At 49.4% G+C, this 16,986-nt stretch carries 14 protein-coding genes; 7 read left to right on the top strand and 7 right to left on the bottom strand.

Annotation, left to right across the window (positions count from 1 at the left end; all coding sequences use genetic code 11):
• Nucleotides 1–18: 18 nt before the first annotated feature.
• The 4 genes from ACDJ59_RS16435 to ACDJ59_RS16420 are packed head-to-tail and all read right to left on the bottom strand — an operon-like array spanning nucleotide 19 to nucleotide 5,167.
• Nucleotides 19–1,125, bottom strand: a complete 1,107-nt coding sequence (locus tag ACDJ59_RS16435; protein ID WP_340019895.1) for a YheC/YheD family protein — start codon at nucleotides 1,123–1,125, stop codon at nucleotides 19–21.
• Nucleotides 1,125–2,498 carry a YheC/YheD family protein gene (locus ACDJ59_RS16430; protein ID WP_413404215.1) on the bottom strand — a complete coding sequence of 458 codons (1,374 nt, stop codon included), beginning with the start codon at nucleotides 2,496–2,498 and terminating at the stop codon, nucleotides 1,125–1,127. The genes ACDJ59_RS16435 and ACDJ59_RS16430 overlap by 1 nt, the downstream gene beginning before the upstream one ends.
• 60 nt (nucleotides 2,499–2,558) lie before the next feature.
• Nucleotides 2,559–3,749, bottom strand: coding sequence for a YheC/YheD family protein (locus ACDJ59_RS16425; protein ID WP_413404213.1), 1,191 nt, complete (start codon nucleotides 3,747–3,749; stop codon nucleotides 2,559–2,561).
• Between the two features lie 50 nt (nucleotides 3,750–3,799).
• Entirely contained in the window at nucleotides 3,800–5,167 is a 1,368-nt protein-coding gene (locus ACDJ59_RS16420; RefSeq protein ID WP_036609865.1) for a YheC/YheD family protein, read from the bottom strand.
• A gap of 237 nt (nucleotides 5,168–5,404) precedes the next feature.
• Between ACDJ59_RS16420 and ACDJ59_RS16415 the strand changes: the two genes are divergently transcribed.
• The 3 genes from ACDJ59_RS16415 to ACDJ59_RS16405 all read left to right on the top strand — a co-directional run bounded on the left by ACDJ59_RS16415 (nucleotide 5,405) and on the right by ACDJ59_RS16405 (nucleotide 7,779).
• The gene (locus ACDJ59_RS16415; protein ID WP_036609862.1) at nucleotides 5,405–5,752 is read left to right on the top strand and encodes a YlbF family regulator; all 348 of its coding nucleotides are present in this window, start codon (nucleotides 5,405–5,407) and stop codon (nucleotides 5,750–5,752) included.
• 196 nt (nucleotides 5,753–5,948) lie between these two features.
• A complete protein-coding gene (locus tag ACDJ59_RS16410; protein WP_085981456.1) occupies nucleotides 5,949–6,233 on the top strand; it encodes a hypothetical protein in 285 nt (94 codons plus the stop codon).
• Between the two features lie 211 nt (nucleotides 6,234–6,444).
• Nucleotides 6,445–7,779 carry a DRTGG domain-containing protein gene (locus tag ACDJ59_RS16405; RefSeq protein WP_036609860.1) on the top strand — a complete coding sequence of 445 codons (1,335 nt, stop codon included), beginning with the start codon at nucleotides 6,445–6,447 and terminating at the stop codon, nucleotides 7,777–7,779.
• A gap of 143 nt (nucleotides 7,780–7,922) precedes the next feature.
• Here ACDJ59_RS16405 and ACDJ59_RS16400 read toward each other — a convergent pair whose 3' ends face one another.
• The 3 genes from ACDJ59_RS16400 to ACDJ59_RS16390 all read right to left on the bottom strand — a co-directional run bounded on the left by ACDJ59_RS16400 (nucleotide 7,923) and on the right by ACDJ59_RS16390 (nucleotide 9,186).
• Nucleotides 7,923–8,264: a YtpI family protein gene (locus ACDJ59_RS16400; protein WP_413404210.1), complete on the bottom strand. Its 342-nt coding sequence runs from the start codon at nucleotides 8,262–8,264 to the stop codon at nucleotides 7,923–7,925.
• Between the two features lie 82 nt (nucleotides 8,265–8,346).
• A complete protein-coding gene (locus ACDJ59_RS16395; protein ID WP_036609856.1) occupies nucleotides 8,347–8,835 on the bottom strand; it encodes a hypothetical protein in 489 nt (162 codons plus the stop codon).
• Nucleotides 8,836–8,856: 21 nt separating this feature from the next.
• Nucleotides 8,857–9,186 carry a YtrH family sporulation protein gene (locus ACDJ59_RS16390; protein WP_105408479.1) on the bottom strand — a complete coding sequence of 110 codons (330 nt, stop codon included), beginning with the start codon at nucleotides 9,184–9,186 and terminating at the stop codon, nucleotides 8,857–8,859.
• A gap of 171 nt (nucleotides 9,187–9,357) precedes the next feature.
• On the opposite strand from ACDJ59_RS16390, the gene ACDJ59_RS16385 reads away from it, so the two are divergent.
• The 4 genes from ACDJ59_RS16385 (at nucleotide 9,358) to ACDJ59_RS16370 (ending at nucleotide 16,923) form a co-directional block, all read left to right on the top strand.
• A complete protein-coding gene (locus ACDJ59_RS16385) occupies nucleotides 9,358–11,028 on the top strand; it encodes an ABC transporter substrate-binding protein (RefSeq protein WP_413404206.1) in 1,671 nt (556 codons plus the stop codon).
• A gap of 119 nt (nucleotides 11,029–11,147) precedes the next feature.
• Nucleotides 11,148–12,065: an iron-siderophore ABC transporter substrate-binding protein gene (locus ACDJ59_RS16380; RefSeq protein ID WP_413404204.1), complete on the top strand. Its 918-nt coding sequence runs from the start codon at nucleotides 11,148–11,150 to the stop codon at nucleotides 12,063–12,065.
• A 1-nt stretch (nucleotide 12,066) separates the two neighbouring features.
• Complete coding sequence (locus ACDJ59_RS16375; protein WP_413404202.1) at nucleotides 12,067–12,651, top strand: nitroreductase; 585 nt, start codon at nucleotides 12,067–12,069, stop codon at nucleotides 12,649–12,651.
• A 162-nt stretch (nucleotides 12,652–12,813) separates the two neighbouring features.
• Nucleotides 12,814–16,923, top strand: coding sequence for a DNA polymerase III subunit alpha (locus ACDJ59_RS16370; protein WP_413404200.1), 4,110 nt, complete (start codon nucleotides 12,814–12,816; stop codon nucleotides 16,921–16,923).
• The last annotated feature ends 63 nt before the right edge of the window (nucleotides 16,924–16,986 follow it).

The following is a 16,986-nucleotide window of genomic DNA, read 5'->3' as shown; positions in this document are numbered from 1 at the left end:
TTGCAGTATTCCTGTCTGTCATCGTTTGGACTGACGGGCAAGATAAGCGCTGTAGTGAAATATACGTTCCAATGACCGCCGTCTGATCTGTGGTTCATCAAACTTCATGGGCTTTGCATTGGCTTCGAAGAACCAGAGTTCCCCCAGGTCATCAATGCCCAGATCCATGGACATTTCTCCGAGCGTGTAACCTGATCCCCGTTCTACCTGTCTTGCGATCATTAATGAAGTGGATTTCACACGTTTCATCAGGTTTGTTGACATTTCTTCGCCAAAAAGCTCGGTCAGCAGCTTCTCTGGGTCTTCTACGCTCCCGCCGCGCGGCACATGAGTTGTAATACTGCGGGAGCCAGCAAGTCTCGCTCCTACACCGGTTACGCTCCATTGGCCCTTGGTGTTCTTTTGTACAAGAACACGCAAATCGAAGGGGCGTTTACGAGAGGATGCCAGTTCAATGCCTTGTTGCATGATATAGGGCGTATGTCCGGTTTCTTTGCGAATTCGTGCCCATAACTTGGCAAGTGTAGATGCTTTATAGGTCGTGCTTCTACGTGTGGTTTGTATTTTGAGTCGATAGGGAAGCCGTTCTTTTTCCTGGAATTTAAGCATCATGATTCCTTTGCCAGCTTTGCCGCTCTCGGGCTTAAGGTACAGATAGGGATACGCCCGTAGAACGGCACCCAGAGAAGAAGCACTTCGCATCCGCCGAGTATAAGGGATCAGTTGCTGAGTCGATTTGGATTTCCTGAGCCATTCGAACAGATCCCATTTGTTGAAAAAGAATGGGTTATACAGTTCGATTCCTGATTGCATGCATTCGTCAATTTTGCGCTGAACGGAAGGTTTTCCTTCGTCTTCCCGGTTGGGAATACGATTGTACAGAACATGGGGAAGGGGGAAAGGTTGTGAAACCCACTTTCCACTCCCCTTGTTGTACGTATATCCTTTCACGGTGGGACCACTCACGTTCAGATCCCGTACAGTTACAATGTACACCACGTATCCCATGCTCTCGCCTGTCTGTAAGATATCCTGAAAATTTTGATGATTTCCCCTGAACATACGCTGTTTATCATGCATGGTCAAAACAGCAATGACAGGTTTGAAATCATCATGAAGGGTCATCAAATCTCTTCCTTCTTCCGGAACTTGCTCAAATACAGGCAGTGTTCCAAGATGTGCTCCACCGACGATTTGCCCTCCACCCGGAGTGAAGGGTGACGGAAAATGGAGCGCCCGGGTTTGGCGTTCGCTTCGAACATCCATACATGTTCCTCCTGATCAATGCCCAGATCAAAGCCAATCTCACCAATCAGATGCTGGTGCTGGGTTTCAATCGCCTGGGCCAGTGTAATAGCGACGGATTTGGCATGCTGAAGAACTTCTCCCGCACGATCGCCGAAGTTGCGACTGAGCGCCTGCTCAGGAGTCATTAGGGAGCCGCCATTTTTGATGTGTGTTGTGACGCTGCCACGTCCTGCCTTTTTGGCTCCAATTCCGACAACAACCCATTGATTGTTACCATTTTTGTGCATGTGAAAACGGAAATCAATTGGACATTCATCAATCTCAATTAGACGTATTCCCTGCTGAACTACATATCCGCGTAGCTGTTTGCCATGTCTTCCCTGAAGCATGCGCATCAGACTGTTGAAGGACCCAAAACGCAGGAGTGCATTACCGCCTTTTTTGCGATAACGTGCGAAATATCCACGTTTGGGCGAATAAGTCAGGCGGTAGATCCCGTTCCCCAGACTTCCTGCAGTAGGCTTATAGTAGACGAACTGATGGCGTTCCAACATTTCCTTCATCTGTTCAACGGAAGGATTGGTAATCGATTCAGGGATATACCGTCCTGCTGCCGGCTCGTTCTCCAGCAACGTATAGATATCCGATTTGTTGAAGAAGCTCCAGTTGAAGAACGGAATTTTTCGGCGAACAAATCGTTCCCGCAGCTGGTTGATGGCTGGTGAGAAATCTGAACGTCGGCTCGGTAACCGGTTGTAGACAACATCGGGCAGAGGTACCGTTCTGCGTGTGAAGCTTCCGTTATCATTCAGGAAAAAACCGGATACAGTCTCGTTCTGCCAATTGATATCCCGAGGAGTAAATGCGTAAATGTAGGATTTACGGCTACCTTCACGGAGTAACTGTTTGATGAAACCAGTACGGGAACCGAATGGATTCGTGCTCGTCGCAGGCCCATCAGAGAGTACGCCGATCAGTGGACCTAACTGGACTTCATCATTTTGCAAGTTCCGGAGATAAATGCTGCCCCGTTTGGGAACGTTCATCATATTACGGATACCTGAAGCGAGATACAGATGTTTACCTGCTTTTTTGATTGGTTTGATCGTTGCAGGTACCCGGTCACGCCCGAAGCGAAGGTGCACCGTTTTTTTGCCGGACAGGTTGAGGCTCTTCATTAAAGCGTTGGATATATAAACCACTTTATCCGGTTGCTTGGTAAAATGCAGATTGCAAAAGGTCAAACTCATGATTTATCCTCCTATCCTGAAAAGATCCTTGGGCTCCATGGCAAGCGGGCGCTGCGAGCCTCAGCCGCCGTGAATCTGGATGGGTTTCAGGCCAGCTTTGCTGGATGTATTCGGCAATTTCATTGGACGAATGACGTCCGTGAGAACATGTTGTTGCAACAGATAACGGGCATAGGCAAGCGGCCGGGTATAAGTCAGGGTATGCATGCGTCGGTCGCCCGCTTCTGCGAATGAGGTGCGGCCTGGTTTGGAGTTGACTTCAATTAGCCAGAGTTGGCCCTCTGCATCTGCTCCGAAATCAAGCCCCAATTCGGCTAACCTGCCGAAACGGCTTTCCAGCATGGTGGGGATAAGAGTAGCAGTCTGCCGGATGCTCTTCAGCAGAGTTTCCGTGCGGATCGTTCCATATCGCTGGAGCAGATATGCGTGGGCAGGATATGCTTTACCCCCACCGTGAAGATTGGACGTGAGTGAACCTTCTGGTCCTTCCCGTACCATACATCCGGTTAGCGTCCAGCGACCTTGCCCATTCTTTTGCATTAGAGCCCGTATGTCGAATGCTCTTCCATGATGGCTAAGCTCCAGATATGGCTGCACGATCATCTTACGCTCTGCCTGATGTAATGTTAGCCAGGAAGAAACAGCCTGGGTATGGTTGAATGTAAGAAAAAAGGGTTCATTGTCTTCGTTACGCCCCTCCACGATCCATGTTGATGGAGTCGTTCCCCGAGACAGGCGAAAGGTATTTTTGCCATGAGTCCCGGATACCGGTTTGAAGAACAGTCCTCTGGGCCAACGGTCCAGCCATGTTTCCCAAGGAATATGTGATCCTATCCGGGTTGTGGGAGCAAGTTGTGACCTCAATTCAGGATTTCGGGACAACACACGATGTACCTCCCATTTTCCTGGAAGGGAAGCAGACCAATAACGGTGTTGATCTGTGCCGTTGGTTGGTATCCATTCCTTAAGCTGTTGTCTGACGTACCTGGAGATAGGGCGAAGACAACGATCCATAATGAGGTCGACTGCAGGAACAGGTACCGAATTCCACTTCCCTTTATGATAGGCATATCCCCATTGAAGAGGGAGATGGACTGCATCAGTCGATATCGGGATCACAATAATCTGAAGGGCGTATGGCATGCTCCCCAAACTGAGACGACGGCAGAAAAGTTCGTCTGTAAAGGGAGGTGAGCCTTCCGTTGCACGTACCAGAATGGCCATTGTCTTGGTCTGAGATGGTGGAAACATTACGCTGCACCTCTCCTCTATCAGATTTGTTTCCAATAGGGAATAACTTTTCAAAAACCCGCCAGGTACGTAGAGTATTCAAGCATGGCTTTGACGGAAGGGCGGATCTTGCTCTCACTCAGTGGTGTATTATCATTCTTGGATGGTTTGGAGTTGACTTCGAGCAGCCATACGCGCCCAGTGGTGTCCAGGGCCAGATCAATACCAAGTTCACCAAAATGAGCAGGGATGGCACTCTCGATCCCTTTTGCGATATCCAGTGCTGCGGTGTGCAATCCTGCATACGCGGAAGCTTTGGCTGATCCAGACAACTGTGTTTTGGCAACAGCATCCTTGACGGTGCTGAGACTTCCACCCCGTGCCAGATTGGATACGTAGTGACTCCCGCCCGCAATTCGGGCGACGATGGAGGTTACACTCCATTTACCTGTACGGTTTTTTTGCACGAGCGCACGGAAATCCACGGGTCTGCCACTGTTGTCAATGAGAGTCAGCCCTTGTTGGATCTGATAACGCGTTGTTTTCATTTTCCCAGACATACTGGCATACAGTTTATCCAGAGAAGTATACGTTTGTTTCCGGGTACCCCCGACGCCAGTCGCCAGAGTCAGGAAGCTTCCGTCAATCTGACGTGAGACCCGGATGATCCCTTTGCCCAAAGAACCACGGACGGGCTTCAGAAATACAACCGGATGTCGGTTGCACATCGTCTTGAGCATGGCGGACGTCTTGAGTAAATGAGACTCGGGAAGAACTCGTTTAAGCGTTGAAATGGACTTGAGTGCGTCAAACACTTCGTTTTTGTCCAGAAACTTTTCATTGAAGGTTTGCGTGCCGTAGAGCGATTTTACTTCTTTCATAAAATGCTGTACGCTAGGTTTGTTCTCAAGCTTGCGGGACGTTAACCGGTTATTGACGACGTCTGCTACAGGCAGAACAGTCTTTTTCCAGCCGTCATCATACACCCAGCCTTTCATATAACCCGTTACCGCTCCAATATCCTCCGGTGTGAAAAAGGATACATAGGCGCCTTGCTTACGGCAGGCGTTCACCAGTTCTTGACAGAACATCGTGATGGAGCCAAAGGGCCGATCGGGCTGATCGGGATAATCCTGGCTAACCAGTACACTGATGTAGGGTCCAAGGCGAAGCGTACGGCTGGCTGAACGATAGGATACCCTCAGAACCGAACGTGGAACGAGACCGGTCTTGCTGGCAACTGTCTGATTGATGCGCAGCCCGTCATACCTTGGTACCGGAATAACAGTGACTTCGCGGCGGAAAGAGCCAAATTGCAGCTGAAGCGGCCTTCCTGAAGGGATTTTAAGCGCCTTAAGTACCCCTTCGCCCAGCATGATGACGTCGTCCTGCAGGATGCCCGAGCCGGTAACCTGAATCGTTACTTTTTTAGTGGACATCACGGATCTCCTTCCGGGCGGCAACTTGATGTCTGATCTCGAAGTTGAACGGCATCTGAACATGGCATGTGCTTCATCATATGAGGACATATAACCCTTGGTGATTGACCCATATGGATTAAATGCATTTGATTTTGAGGCAGGTTATGGATGGCCTGTTTCAGATCGCCCTTGTTTGACAGGAGAGAAAAGCGTGTATTAACACGGATGAACAAACCAATCTGAGGAGGAATAATAGTGAACATTTATGACAAAGCCAATGATTTGGCCAAAGCACTGAGAGAAAGCAGCGAGGTGGAAGAGATTACTTCCGCGATGAAGCTGATTGAAGCTGATCCGGATGCAAAAGCAATGCTGGATAACTTCCGTGATCAACAAATGGAATTGCAACAACGTATGATGAGCGGGGATATGCCAGCTCCGGATGAGATGGAGAAAATGGAGAAACTGTTTGAAGTACTGAGCTTGAATCTGAACATCCGTCGCTTGTTTGATGCGGAGCGTCGCCTCAGTGTCATCATTGAAGACGTGAATAAAATTATTGCTGATAGCCTGGGTCATCTGTACGGTGGCGCTGAAGCGTAAAAAGGTAGTTCAAAAAGTCCACTTTTGATTACGAAGGATGCCTAGCTTCATTCCATCTTCTCGGTACTGAAAACTGATCTTTTTGAACACGTACTAAAAGGTTGTCTTGTTTTTTTACCTGAACCTTTCATATTGGCTCCTTATCGTTCATAGACTAGACATATAGAGTCGATCAAGAACGAAGGAGCTGTGAATGGTGAAGAGGTTGAAAAAAGCAAAACATGTAATCTATCTGCTTATTGCGTTGTCGATGCTGGTCATTGCACTGCCGCGGATTTCCTTTGCTGGAGGAATGGACTGGGTTAATATTTTTGGCATCGTATGGGTGCTGTTCTCCTTATTAATCGTTGGTGCACATCTGCATTTTATTCTTGGTGTAGATGAAGAGAAGAAGCGTGCGCTGGAAGCCGTTCGCCGGGCGAAGCTGCGGCAGTGGGAGATGAAACTGCTGGACAAGCAGGAGCGGAGCGAGTCTGTATAAGGTACAGTATGAGATCCAACATGGAAGACCGGAATCCCTTGATATAAAGGGGCCGGTCTTTTTTGATACATACAGAATTAGAAGTTAATCAGATCATTAAATTCAGATGGTGAACTTGCCTATGAGAATGGGGGAGGGGTGGGGTTATTTTCCTAAAGCCGTGTTATAATAGGTACAGTATAGTACAGATGCATCTTCGGGGGTGGTACAGTTGGACGGACAGGAAGAGAACGTAACGAAGCATGAACAGTTACTTCAACATATTGAACAACTGAAGGTTGGCAGCAAAATATCAGTACGTGGACTTGCGCGGGAGCTGGGTGTAAGTGAAGGAACAGCATATCGTGCGGTGAAAGAGGCGGAGAACTTCGGGCTGGTCGTGACCAAGGAACGAATTGGAACGGTGCGGATCGAGAAGAGACCTCGGGGCATGTCGGAGCAGTTGACCTTTGCTGATGTGGTAACCATTGTAGAGGGCCATGTGCTGGGTGGTAACGAAGGTCTCGCCAAACCGCTACACAAGTATGTGATTGGTGCGATGAAGGAACAGGCAATGGCCCGTTATATTGACGCTGGGAGTCTGCTGATTGTGGGTAACCGTGAAGATGCTCACTCGCTTGCCCTCGAACAGGGAGCGGGCGTGTTGATTACGGGTGGTTTTGGGACAAGTCGTGAAGTAAGAATTATGGCTGACGAGCTTGGGCTACCAATTATTTCATCCAGACATGATACATTCACGGTGGCTTCGATGATTAACCGTGCAATCTTCGACCGGCTGATTAAGAAAAAAATTATGCTTGTTGAGGATATCATTGGTCAGAAACCTCGCTTGCAGGTGTTGAAGGTGACCAGTTCAGCCGCAGATTTTCATATGTTGGTTTCAGAGACGGGTGAACATCGCTTCCCGGTGGTGGATGAATGGAACCGGGTCATCGGGATTGTGAGTCTGAAGGATGTCAGTGAGCTGAAAGAGGATCAAAGTATTGAGAAATGTGTGATACGCCGCCCGATTACGGCCTCATTGCAGACATCTCTTGCTTCTGCAGCCCAGATTATGACCTGGGAAGGCATCGATTTTCTGCCAATCGTGGATCGGAACCGCAAACTGATTGCGTCCGTCACACGCAAGGAAGTGCTTCAGGCCATGCGGGATGCACAGAAGCAGCCCCAACTGGGAGAGACGTTTGATCATCTGATCTGGAACGGGTTTGCCGAGGAGCGCGGTGAACAGAACGAATTGTTATTCCACGGATTTATCATTCCTCAGATGGCAACGGATCTGGGTACGATCTCCGAAGGTGTTCTGTTGAATGTGATGACACAGGCTGGCCGGCGGGCAGCGTGGGATGTTACAGGGAACGACCATGTGGTCGATAATGTAACGACGTATTTTGTTCGACCGGTACAGATTGAGGATCAGATCCTGGTTCGACCGTTAATTCTGGAAACCAGCCGTCGAACGTGCAAAATGGACATTGTGGTTACCCGTGAAGGCAGTGTGGTATGCAAAGCGGTAATGACATTGCAGTCGATTGACCATGCCTAGCAGGGTACGTTGCCTCGGGCATATACAAAGAGAGTACTCCCTGATCGAGAAGCTCTGCCGGATTGCGCTGTCGCGCGGTTCTGGCTTCGCTTAATGAAGGGGAAGTACTCTCTTTTTGCAGACAACGATAACACTTCAACAAATCATGCAGATTGTCCGGAGGTTTTACCTGATCCATTACTGGACCGTTGTTGAAGCCGCGCATAATAACTGCGGTTACGTATTCCGGCAAATACATTATACGAACCCATAATCAGAAATAGCGCTTCCACAATCACAGATAAAGTGGAGCCTGTGAAGACAAACATCAGAATCAGTGCAAGCACAACAAGCATGCCACCCATCCAGATATTTGTCCACGAACGGTGCAGTCCGGCGCTGGTAGCATCCGAACTTCTGTGTGAACGAATACTGTTTAACGCTGCAAAAACCATGGCAACAGCAAAGATGGCGATTAGTGCATATTTGAGTACATCAATGAACACAAAGACGCAGCTCCTTTTCTGGAAAGCATTTACTGCCCTTATTGTACCATGCAGAGATGCAGACAAGGGCAGTTTTTTGCTGTTACGCAGGAACGTGCATGCGAATCTGTACCCAAACTTGCAGTACCCCTTCCATAACCAGCATCGTTTTGACCTGAACGGTGTATTCCTTTTCCCTGACCGAGTACACTTTCTGATTCAGCATAATTCGCGTCATTTTGCTATACTCGTCGATGTTGAATACATCTCTGCCCCGAAGTACCTCGAGTTCGTCTCCGAGCTTCTGTAACATCACTTTCAGAGAAGCCTCGTCGGGCCCCTTATCCGATTCTTCTGCACGGACCTTGATTTCCTTGATAACGGTTTGACGTTTACTGTATTTTTTCAGCGTTTTGATATCCTCCTCATTCTGATGCAGCTGAAGCTGCAGCTCCTGATTATTCAGCCACAACGCATTGTAACTCAGGTGAAATACACCGTTGTAGACGACACATCCAGCGATCATTCCCAGAACAAACACAGCGGTCATTCGCATCAGCGGGCGGTAACGAGAAAATGGCGGAACTCTCATGAACGCTGTTCCTGTCTCATATTAGTTCCGGCCTCCGCCGCACACCCATTTCACGAGTTCCGTTCCCATATGTGCGCCCATAAAAGCAGAGATCAGATACAGGATTTGTTTGACCGCCGGAGACAGGTTACCATCCAGAAAATTGCTCTCGATGACACGCATGGGATCTATTGTGCCGCCAACAGCGGCTGCGAGTGCCCATATCTTTATTTTTCCAGAAATATCGAGCATCGTCTGTGTCGGAGGCTGAAGAGAGATCACTGCTCCAATACCTCCGATCATCGCGCCGCCCAGCACGATTCCAAACGCAATAAAGAAATCAAGAATGGCTTTGGACAAAAATGTGCTCACTGGCAACACCCCTTTCAGACCTAGCAGCACACCTCCTGTCTTTGGTCTGTCACAGGGGGAGCGGCTTGTACTTCTATTGTATGGGCGTGCCCCCAGACGTTATGATAGAATGTCGATAAAAATGTATCGTGCGATTACAGTTACTCACAGTATGGCAGGGGAGATAAAGATATGAACTTGGAGACAAAATACGGGTTGTTATTCAGAGACTGGACCATGGTGCTGAAAGATGCCGTGCAGGTCAGCTTGCTCGCAGGGGAAAAGTATAACTTCGGCACAGGTGTAGCTGTAAGGTCTGCTGCCGTGTCTGGCGTGGAGTTAGTCCTTGGAGTTAGCGGGGAGGGAGAGGTTGAACTGGAAGAGGGCATCCACTCCATTCGTCCCCATGACTTGCTTTTAATCGAAAAAGGGCAGTCGACCTTTCTGGTCAACCGGTGTTCAACTCCACTGGTCTGTTATATCATTCAATGTCATAGAGTTCGGCTGACGCAGGAGCTGGCGCCCACGGAAGATCCATGGGACAAGCAGAATGATGGGGACGATCACAAGCTTGAGCAGAGCAACTTCGTTGCTCTTCAACACGCTGCTGTGGAGGATGTTAAGAAGATCGTGGAAGCATTTCAACATACTGACTTGCATGATCCAATGTGGTGTCATCTTCTTTTTCAACAATGGATATGTACAGTGGTCGAGCATATAAGAAGGGAAGCTGAACCCGAAGTTCACTCGCAACAGCCCGATCAGGCTGTACAAAGAACGATTGACTACCTAGATGAACATTACGATGATCCTGTTACGGTGCAACAACTGGCGCAGATGGCCAATGTCAGCCGCAAATGGTACACCGTAAGGTTCAGGGAAATCACGAATCAAAATCCAAGTGATTATATCACCGAATTACGCATGAAACGGGCCAAGGAGTTATTGAATCTTACTGGAGACAGTGTCTATGAGATTGCCCGTAAGGTCGGTTATGAAGATGAGCATTATTTCAGCCGAAGATTCAAGCAAAAAGTAGGACGTTCACCTCGTCTGTATCTGCATAATCGTCGATATTTAGGAACCACGATGACTGCACCTGAGCTGTTATATACACTTGGGATGACTCCAATAGCTGCGCAAGCGCCGTTTTGTGAATTTCCGCATTACCTGAAAGAATCGTTCAAGCAAGTTCGCAAGTGGGAGAGAAGTCATGCACTCAACCTGGAAGAGATTCGGAGGATGAAACCCGATCTGATCATTGCGTCCGCATGGCAGGACAGCATGGATTATGAGCAACTTAACCGAATTGCAACAACGGTGCTTCTGCCTGAGCGCAGCAACTGGAGAGAGGAACTAAGAGATCTGGGAGAATTATTAGGCAAAAGCAAACAGGCGCTGCAAGTAATCAGCAATTTTGACGTAGGTTTGGACCAGGCAAGAGAACAGTTACACACGCTTATTCCTGATGAGACCATCGTATACATTCGTCTGACCCGTGAGGGAATAACGCTTTATGGGGAACAGTCTTCAAGGGGGAGTATGCTGTACCGGGAGCTGGATTTGAACATGCCCAAGGCATCTCTTTTTTCTGGAGAGGGAACGCTGGTTTCCGTTGAACATCTCGCTGAGATTCAACCTGATCATATTCTGCTTCAGATGGAGGATGGGGTAGAAGCTCGGCTTCATCTTTATGACCACCCGATGTGGAATCGGCTTCTGGCTGTGCAGAATCATCAGGTGTATGTGCTTAGCAATACGGAGTGGTATAATTTCTCGTTTTCCCCACTTGCCACTCAATATGCCATTCATGAGATGTTAGATCTTCTGAAGAGGAAGAGACTGATAAGACGTATGACCTGAACTTGCCGACTTCGCAAAAATCCAAATCGGGACGCCCAAATATCCATTCATTAATATCTGGGTGTGTATATAATGAGAATGAGAATCGTTATTATTTAAACACCGAAGGGGATAAACAGATGAAACATTCGAACAAATGGTTTGGATTAGGAATGATCCTTACCTTGCTACTAGCTACAGCTTGCGCGGGGACGAATGGAGAGAAGGCGGAACCCAATGCGGAAACCGAACCTCAGACACAAGCACAGCGCGTGGTTGCGACTTCGGTGACATATCCTGATTTTTTGTATGTTCTTGGTGTGACTCCTGTGGCTGCAGAGAACTATCATTCGGATTATCCGGATTATTTGGAAGGCAAATTCGACAGCGTGCCTAAGTTAGGCAATGGTTCCAACATGGAGGGCATTCTCGCAACCGATCCGGATATCATTATCGCGCCCAAATGGCGGGATGAGAAATTATATGACCAGTACGCCAAGATTGCCAAAACAGTTCTTCTTCCCGATAGGGACAATTGGCGGGATGAATTGAAGGATATGGGTGAGGCGCTGGGCAAGCAGAAGGAAGCGGAGCAGGCTATACAGGATTATGATAAGAAAATTGCGACTGCTCGCGATGAGCTAAAAGCTCTTGTAGGAGACGAGACGTTTATTTACTTAAGAATCATGCCCAAAGAAAGCTATGTTATGGGTGAACTGTCCAACAGAGGTATGGTGATTCATAAAGAGCTTGGGTTGAAAACGGTAGCAGCCTATCCTAAAAATGAAGGGAGTGTGCCGGTCTCGCTGGAACTGCTTACCGAATATCAGGCTGATCACATCATTCTCCAAATTGATGGTGGCGATGACAACACGAATGCCCAGAAATTATACGATGAAATGAAAGAAAGTAACATCTGGAAAGGAATGAAGGCAGTCAAGGAAGATCAGGTATATCTGGTTGGGGACAAGGAGTGGATGAACTTTGGGTACTCATCCGTCGCTACTTTGAATGCAGTCGAGGATATTGTTTCTGTAATTAGGGAGAGAAATCACTAAGATGAAGAATACACAATCTAATTCGGTGGAGCGCGTTATTCGTGAGCGAAGAACAGTACGGTCATTCAGCAACAGACCCGTATCTGAGGATAAGCTGCTTGAATTGCTTGAGGCTGCGGTGTGGGCTCCGTATCATTCCAAACAAGAACCATGGCGCTTTATCGTTTTTATGAACGAGGGTCGTAAAATGTTCAGCAATGCTGTGCTATCGACATATACACCACAAGAACTCGAACAGTTTGGGCAGAGTGCAGCGAAGGACTATTGTGAAGACACGCCAGTGCATGTGTGCGTTGTGGTTCGACAGGGTACGGATCGTTGGAAAAATGAAGAGGCTTTGCTCGCAACAGCTGGGCTGATTCAGAATTTGCAATTGCTCGCCTGGGAAGAACGCATCGGACTGGTATGGAAAACAAACGAATACAACCGGGAGGATACGTTTGCCGCGAGAATAGGTCTGAATTCCGGTGAACGGTTGGTGGGAACACTTCATCTTGGGTACCTTCGAGATGATGCTGTTTCACGACCTGTAAGCAGAAAACCGGCAGAGCAAATCATTACCTGGATTCGTCATGAAGAGGGATAAGAAGGTTACACAGACTTGTAAAAAGAGATGTACAGATATTATGATATATCTGTTACCTCTCTTTTTTTTGTTTCCAGTCACAGTTTCTGCAAAGTTTAGCATACGTCTTTTATTTATAGATTTTTAATGGAATGTCTTTAGTGGGGAAAGGAAGAAAAAAACATGAGTTCTTTTGTGCATTTGCACGTTCACAGCGAATACAGTTTGCTGGACGGCGCTGCGCGTATTCCGGATCTCGTGGACAAAGCCGCAGATCTCGGAATGACAACACTGGCGCTGACCGACCATGGCGTGATGTATGGTGCAATTCCTTTCTATAAAGCCTGCGTTGAACGAGGCATCAAGCCGATTATAGGGTGCGAGGCATACATGACAGCAGGGTCCCGCAAAGAGCGGGGGAGCCGCAAGGATCAACCGATTCATCATTTGATTTTGTTAGCCAAAAATATGACGGGTTACCGTAATCTGATGAAATTGTGCTCGATTGGACATCTCGAAGGCTTTCATTACAAACCCCGTGTAGATATGGAAAGTCTGGCTGCCCATCACGAGGGCATTATCTGTCTAAGTGCGTGTCTTGGTGGTGAAGTACCACAACATTTACTGCATGGACGAGAAGAAGAGGCGAGACGTGCGGCGTTACGCTACAAAAATATCTTTGGTGACGACTTCTATCTGGAGCTTCAGGATCACGGGCTGTCGGAGCAAAAAAGGGTAAATCCGCAGTTAATCAAACTGGCTGCCGAGCTGGAGATTCCGCTTGTAGCCACCAATGATGCACATTATCTGTCCGAAGAGGACGCGGAGCTTCAGGATGTATTGATCTGTATCGGAACAGGCAAGACCGTGGATGATGAGAATCGGCTCCGAATTGGAACCAATCAGCTCTATCTGAAAAGTGAAGAAGAGATGGCTCGTTTGTTTCCTCATGTACCGGAAGCTCTGGCAAACACCGTCCGCATTGCGGATTCCTGTGAGTTGAAGCTGGAATTCGGCAAATCGATTTTGCCGGAATACAGACCGCTTCCTGATGGACTCAGCCCTTCGGTGTATCTGCGTCAGCTATGTGAAGAAGGAATGGAGGAGCGTTATGCGCAGTCCACACGTTGGACAGATGCGGAGCTTCGATCCGAACTCGAACAACGATTGGCGTATGAGCTGGGTATAATCGACAGCATGGGATTCTCGGATTATTTCCTGATTGTTTGGGATTTTATCGCCTATGCGCATAAACAAGGCATTGTTACTGGACCGGGCCGGGGCTCCTCGGCAGGTAGTCTGGTAGCGTACACTTTGCATATTACCGATGTTGACCCGATGAAATATAATCTTCTCTTCGAACGATTCCTGAATCCCGAGCGGATCTCCATGCCGGATATAGATATTGACTTCAGCGATGAGCGGCGGGATGAGGTCATTGATTATGTCGCGCATAAATATGGCAAAGCCCATGTCGCCCAGATCATTACGTTTGGAACGATGGCTGCCCGTGCAGCTGTACGTGATGTTGGGCGGGCCCTGAATGTGCCTTATGGCGAAGTGGACAAGGCTGCAAAGCTGATTCCGGCACAACTTGGTATTAACATCGAGCGGGCCATGGAAGCTACACCTGAGCTGAAGGCGCTGTATGAAACCAAGCCTAAGACACGTGAGCTGTTGGATATGGCGATGAAGGTCGAGGGCATGCCACGTCATGCTTCGACGCATGCTGCGGGAGTGGTTATCTCCCGTGACCCGCTGACTGATGCGGTGCCACTTCAGGAGGGCAGTGAAGGGACAGCGTTAACCCAGTATTCCATGGAAAACCTGGAGTCTATTGGGCTGCTTAAGATGGACTTTCTTGGTTTGCGTACCCTCTCAATCATTGAACGGTGTGTACGCTGGATTGGGGAACATGGAGAAATTCCGGATTTCCGCCTTATCCCCGATGATGATCCGTTAACGTACGAGATGCTTGGGCGAGGGGACACGATGGGCATATTCCAACTGGAATCTGCCGGGGTACGCCGTGTGCTGAAAGAGATGAAGCCAAGTAGTTTTGAAGATGTAATCTCTGTACTTGCCTTGTACCGTCCGGGTCCGATGGAGTTCATATCCAAATACATTCAGGGCAAGCATGGACAGATTGAAGTGGATTACCCCCATGTGGATCTGGAGCCTATCCTGAAAGATACGTACGGGATCATCGTGTATCAGGAACAGATCATGCAGATAGCCTCCCGGATGGCGGGTTTCTCGCTGGGTGAGGCAGATTTGCTCCGCAGAGCGGTCTCCAAGAAGAAACGGGAAGTGCTGGATCTGGAGCGTGGACACTTTGTACAAGGCAGCCTGAAACAAGGGTATAGCGAAGAAGAGGCAGACCTGGTCTATGATATGATCGTCAAGTTTGCCAACTATGGCTTCCCGCGTGCTCATGCCGCGGCATATGGTGTGCTTGCGTTCCAGACGGCGTATCTGAAGGCGCATTATCCGGTTCATTTTATGGCATCCATGTTAACAGCTGTAATGGGCAGTCATCGGAAAGTGGCAGAGTACGTGGTGGAATGTCGGCGCATGGACATGGAGGTGCTTCCACCGGATGTGAATGAGAGCGGTATTCTGTTTACACCTGTAATTGTGCCGTCCGGCAGCGCAGGAGCCGGGGATCAGAGTAGCGCATCGCAGCAGACTGCGGGAGCAGATGCAGAGAGTGACGCCGGAAGCCCTGCCGAAGAACATGCCGCGAATGGTAACGGGAGTTCCTTCAGGGAAGATCGCGTTCATGAGCATGATGGGCATTCGGGACAAGCCGAATATGGTGAAGCACCTCTGCCGGATGATCCCGGTCCTGGACCGGAAGAGGACGGTGGTGGATATGAGTGGCAGGCAGCGACAACCATGCCTGAGGCATCCGACAACCGGAAGGAACCGGGATTGGTGTCGGCTTCTTCATTGGAAAATGGTAATGACGACGGACAAGAAGCGTCTTCCTCGCGCGAGGAGCATGGGGAACTGTCCTCTGCGGAAAAGAACGTTGCAGTGTCTAATGATAGTCCGGATGAGGAAAAATTAACGGGTGCAATACGATTTGGTCTGGCCGCTGTGAAAAATGTCGGTACCCAGGCAATGGAAAGCATTATGATCGTAAGGCAGGAGAGGCCGTTCGACAGTTTGCTCGATTTTTGTCGTCGTGTGGATCTGCGTGTATGCAACAAACGTGTGATTGAATCGCTGATCCAGGCCGGAGCTTTTGACACATTACCTGGGCACCGGGCCCAATTGCTGGCGATGCTGGATGAGACTGTTGAAGCGGCGTTGAAATGGCGCAAGGAACGCGAGGATCTGCAGATTCAATTATTCGACTTTGTTGAGACGCCAAACTGGGAGATTGAATATCCGGAAATTCCTCCTTATTCCTCAGGGCAGCAACTGGAGCTAGAGCGAGAGTTGTTAGGCTTGTATCTCTCCGGGCATCCGCTGGATGACTATGAAGATGTGCTGGAATCGAGTGGGGCTGACCGGATCATGGAGCTGACCGAAGCGGCAGACGACACGATGACCGTCGCTGCGGGTATGGTTGTGTCTGTGAAGTCGATTACGACGAAACAGGGCAAGGCTATGGCGTTCATGGAGCTGGAAGACCAGATTGAACGCTGTGAAGTGGTTCTCTTTCCCGAGGTATGGCGGCGTAGCCAGCAACATGTCGGGAAAGGTGAACTGCTCGTCGTGCGTGCCAAAGTGCAGCAGCAGGACGAAGGGTTTAAGCTGCTGGCTGAGGAAGTGGTGCCGTTGTCACCGGCGGCACTGGAGCAGCAGCTGCGCAGCCGTGACCGGCGCGTCAAGCCCGGCAGCGGCAGCTCTTCGCGCCCGGCGCAGGCGGCTTCGCCGCGGCGACCAGCGGGCGCAGGAGCCGAAGCGCAGCGCAGCAGCGCAGGCGGGGATGCTTCCGCTGTGCGTAGCAGCGATGCGGCGGGTACGGGCGCAGCCACGGCGGCGGCTTCCCGGCCTGGCGGTGCCGCTGAGGCGGCAGGCAGCCCGGAGCAGAGCCGCGAACCGCGGGCTGTGGAGCAGCGGGTGTTCGTGAAGATTGCCCCGCATGCGGAGAAGCCTGAGCTTCTGGCACGTCTGAAGCAGCTGCTTCAGGAGCATCCCGGACCTGTGGCGACAGTGCTCTTCTATGAGCAACAGCAGAAGTTGCTTGCGCTGAGTGATGCCTACCGGATTAAGCCATCGCCAACCTTGTTCTCCGAGATGGAGAAAATGCTGGGTGAAGGCACGGTCAAAATTAAATAAGAGGCTGTCCCGAAAGTGATAGCACTTATCCATAGTATGAAACCTGTTTGGCTCAATGCTGAA

The sequence above is a fragment of the Paenibacillus amylolyticus genome, assembly GCF_047302515.1.
Lineage (GTDB): Bacteria > Bacillota > Bacilli > Paenibacillales > Paenibacillaceae > Paenibacillus > Paenibacillus amylolyticus_G.
This window is presented reverse-complemented; position numbering and strand designations above follow the sequence as displayed.

Excerpts from the sequence above, each read along its gene's own strand:
- ACDJ59_RS16370 (WP_413404200.1), top strand. The coding sequence starts at position 12,814 with ATGAGTTCTTTTGTGCATTTGCACGTTCACAGCGAATACAGTTTGCTG.
- ACDJ59_RS16380 (WP_413404204.1), top strand. The coding sequence starts at position 11,148 with ATGAAACATTCGAACAAATGGTTTGGATTAGGAATGATCCTTACCTTG.
- ACDJ59_RS16430 (WP_413404215.1), bottom strand. The coding sequence starts at position 2,498 with ATGAGTTTGACCTTTTGCAATCTGCATTTTACCAAGCAACCGGATAAA.
- ACDJ59_RS16425 (WP_413404213.1), bottom strand. The coding sequence starts at position 3,749 with ATGTTTCCACCATCTCAGACCAAGACAATGGCCATTCTGGTACGTGCA.
- ACDJ59_RS16375 (WP_413404202.1), top strand. The coding sequence starts at position 12,067 with ATGAAGAATACACAATCTAATTCGGTGGAGCGCGTTATTCGTGAGCGA.
- ACDJ59_RS16435 (WP_340019895.1), bottom strand. The coding sequence starts at position 1,125 with ATGACCCTTCATGATGATTTCAAACCTGTCATTGCTGTTTTGACCATG.
- ACDJ59_RS16385 (WP_413404206.1), top strand. The coding sequence starts at position 9,358 with ATGAACTTGGAGACAAAATACGGGTTGTTATTCAGAGACTGGACCATG.
- ACDJ59_RS16395 (WP_036609856.1), bottom strand. The coding sequence starts at position 8,835 with ATGAGAGTTCCGCCATTTTCTCGTTACCGCCCGCTGATGCGAATGACC.
- ACDJ59_RS16420 (WP_036609865.1), bottom strand. The coding sequence starts at position 5,167 with ATGTCCACTAAAAAAGTAACGATTCAGGTTACCGGCTCGGGCATCCTG.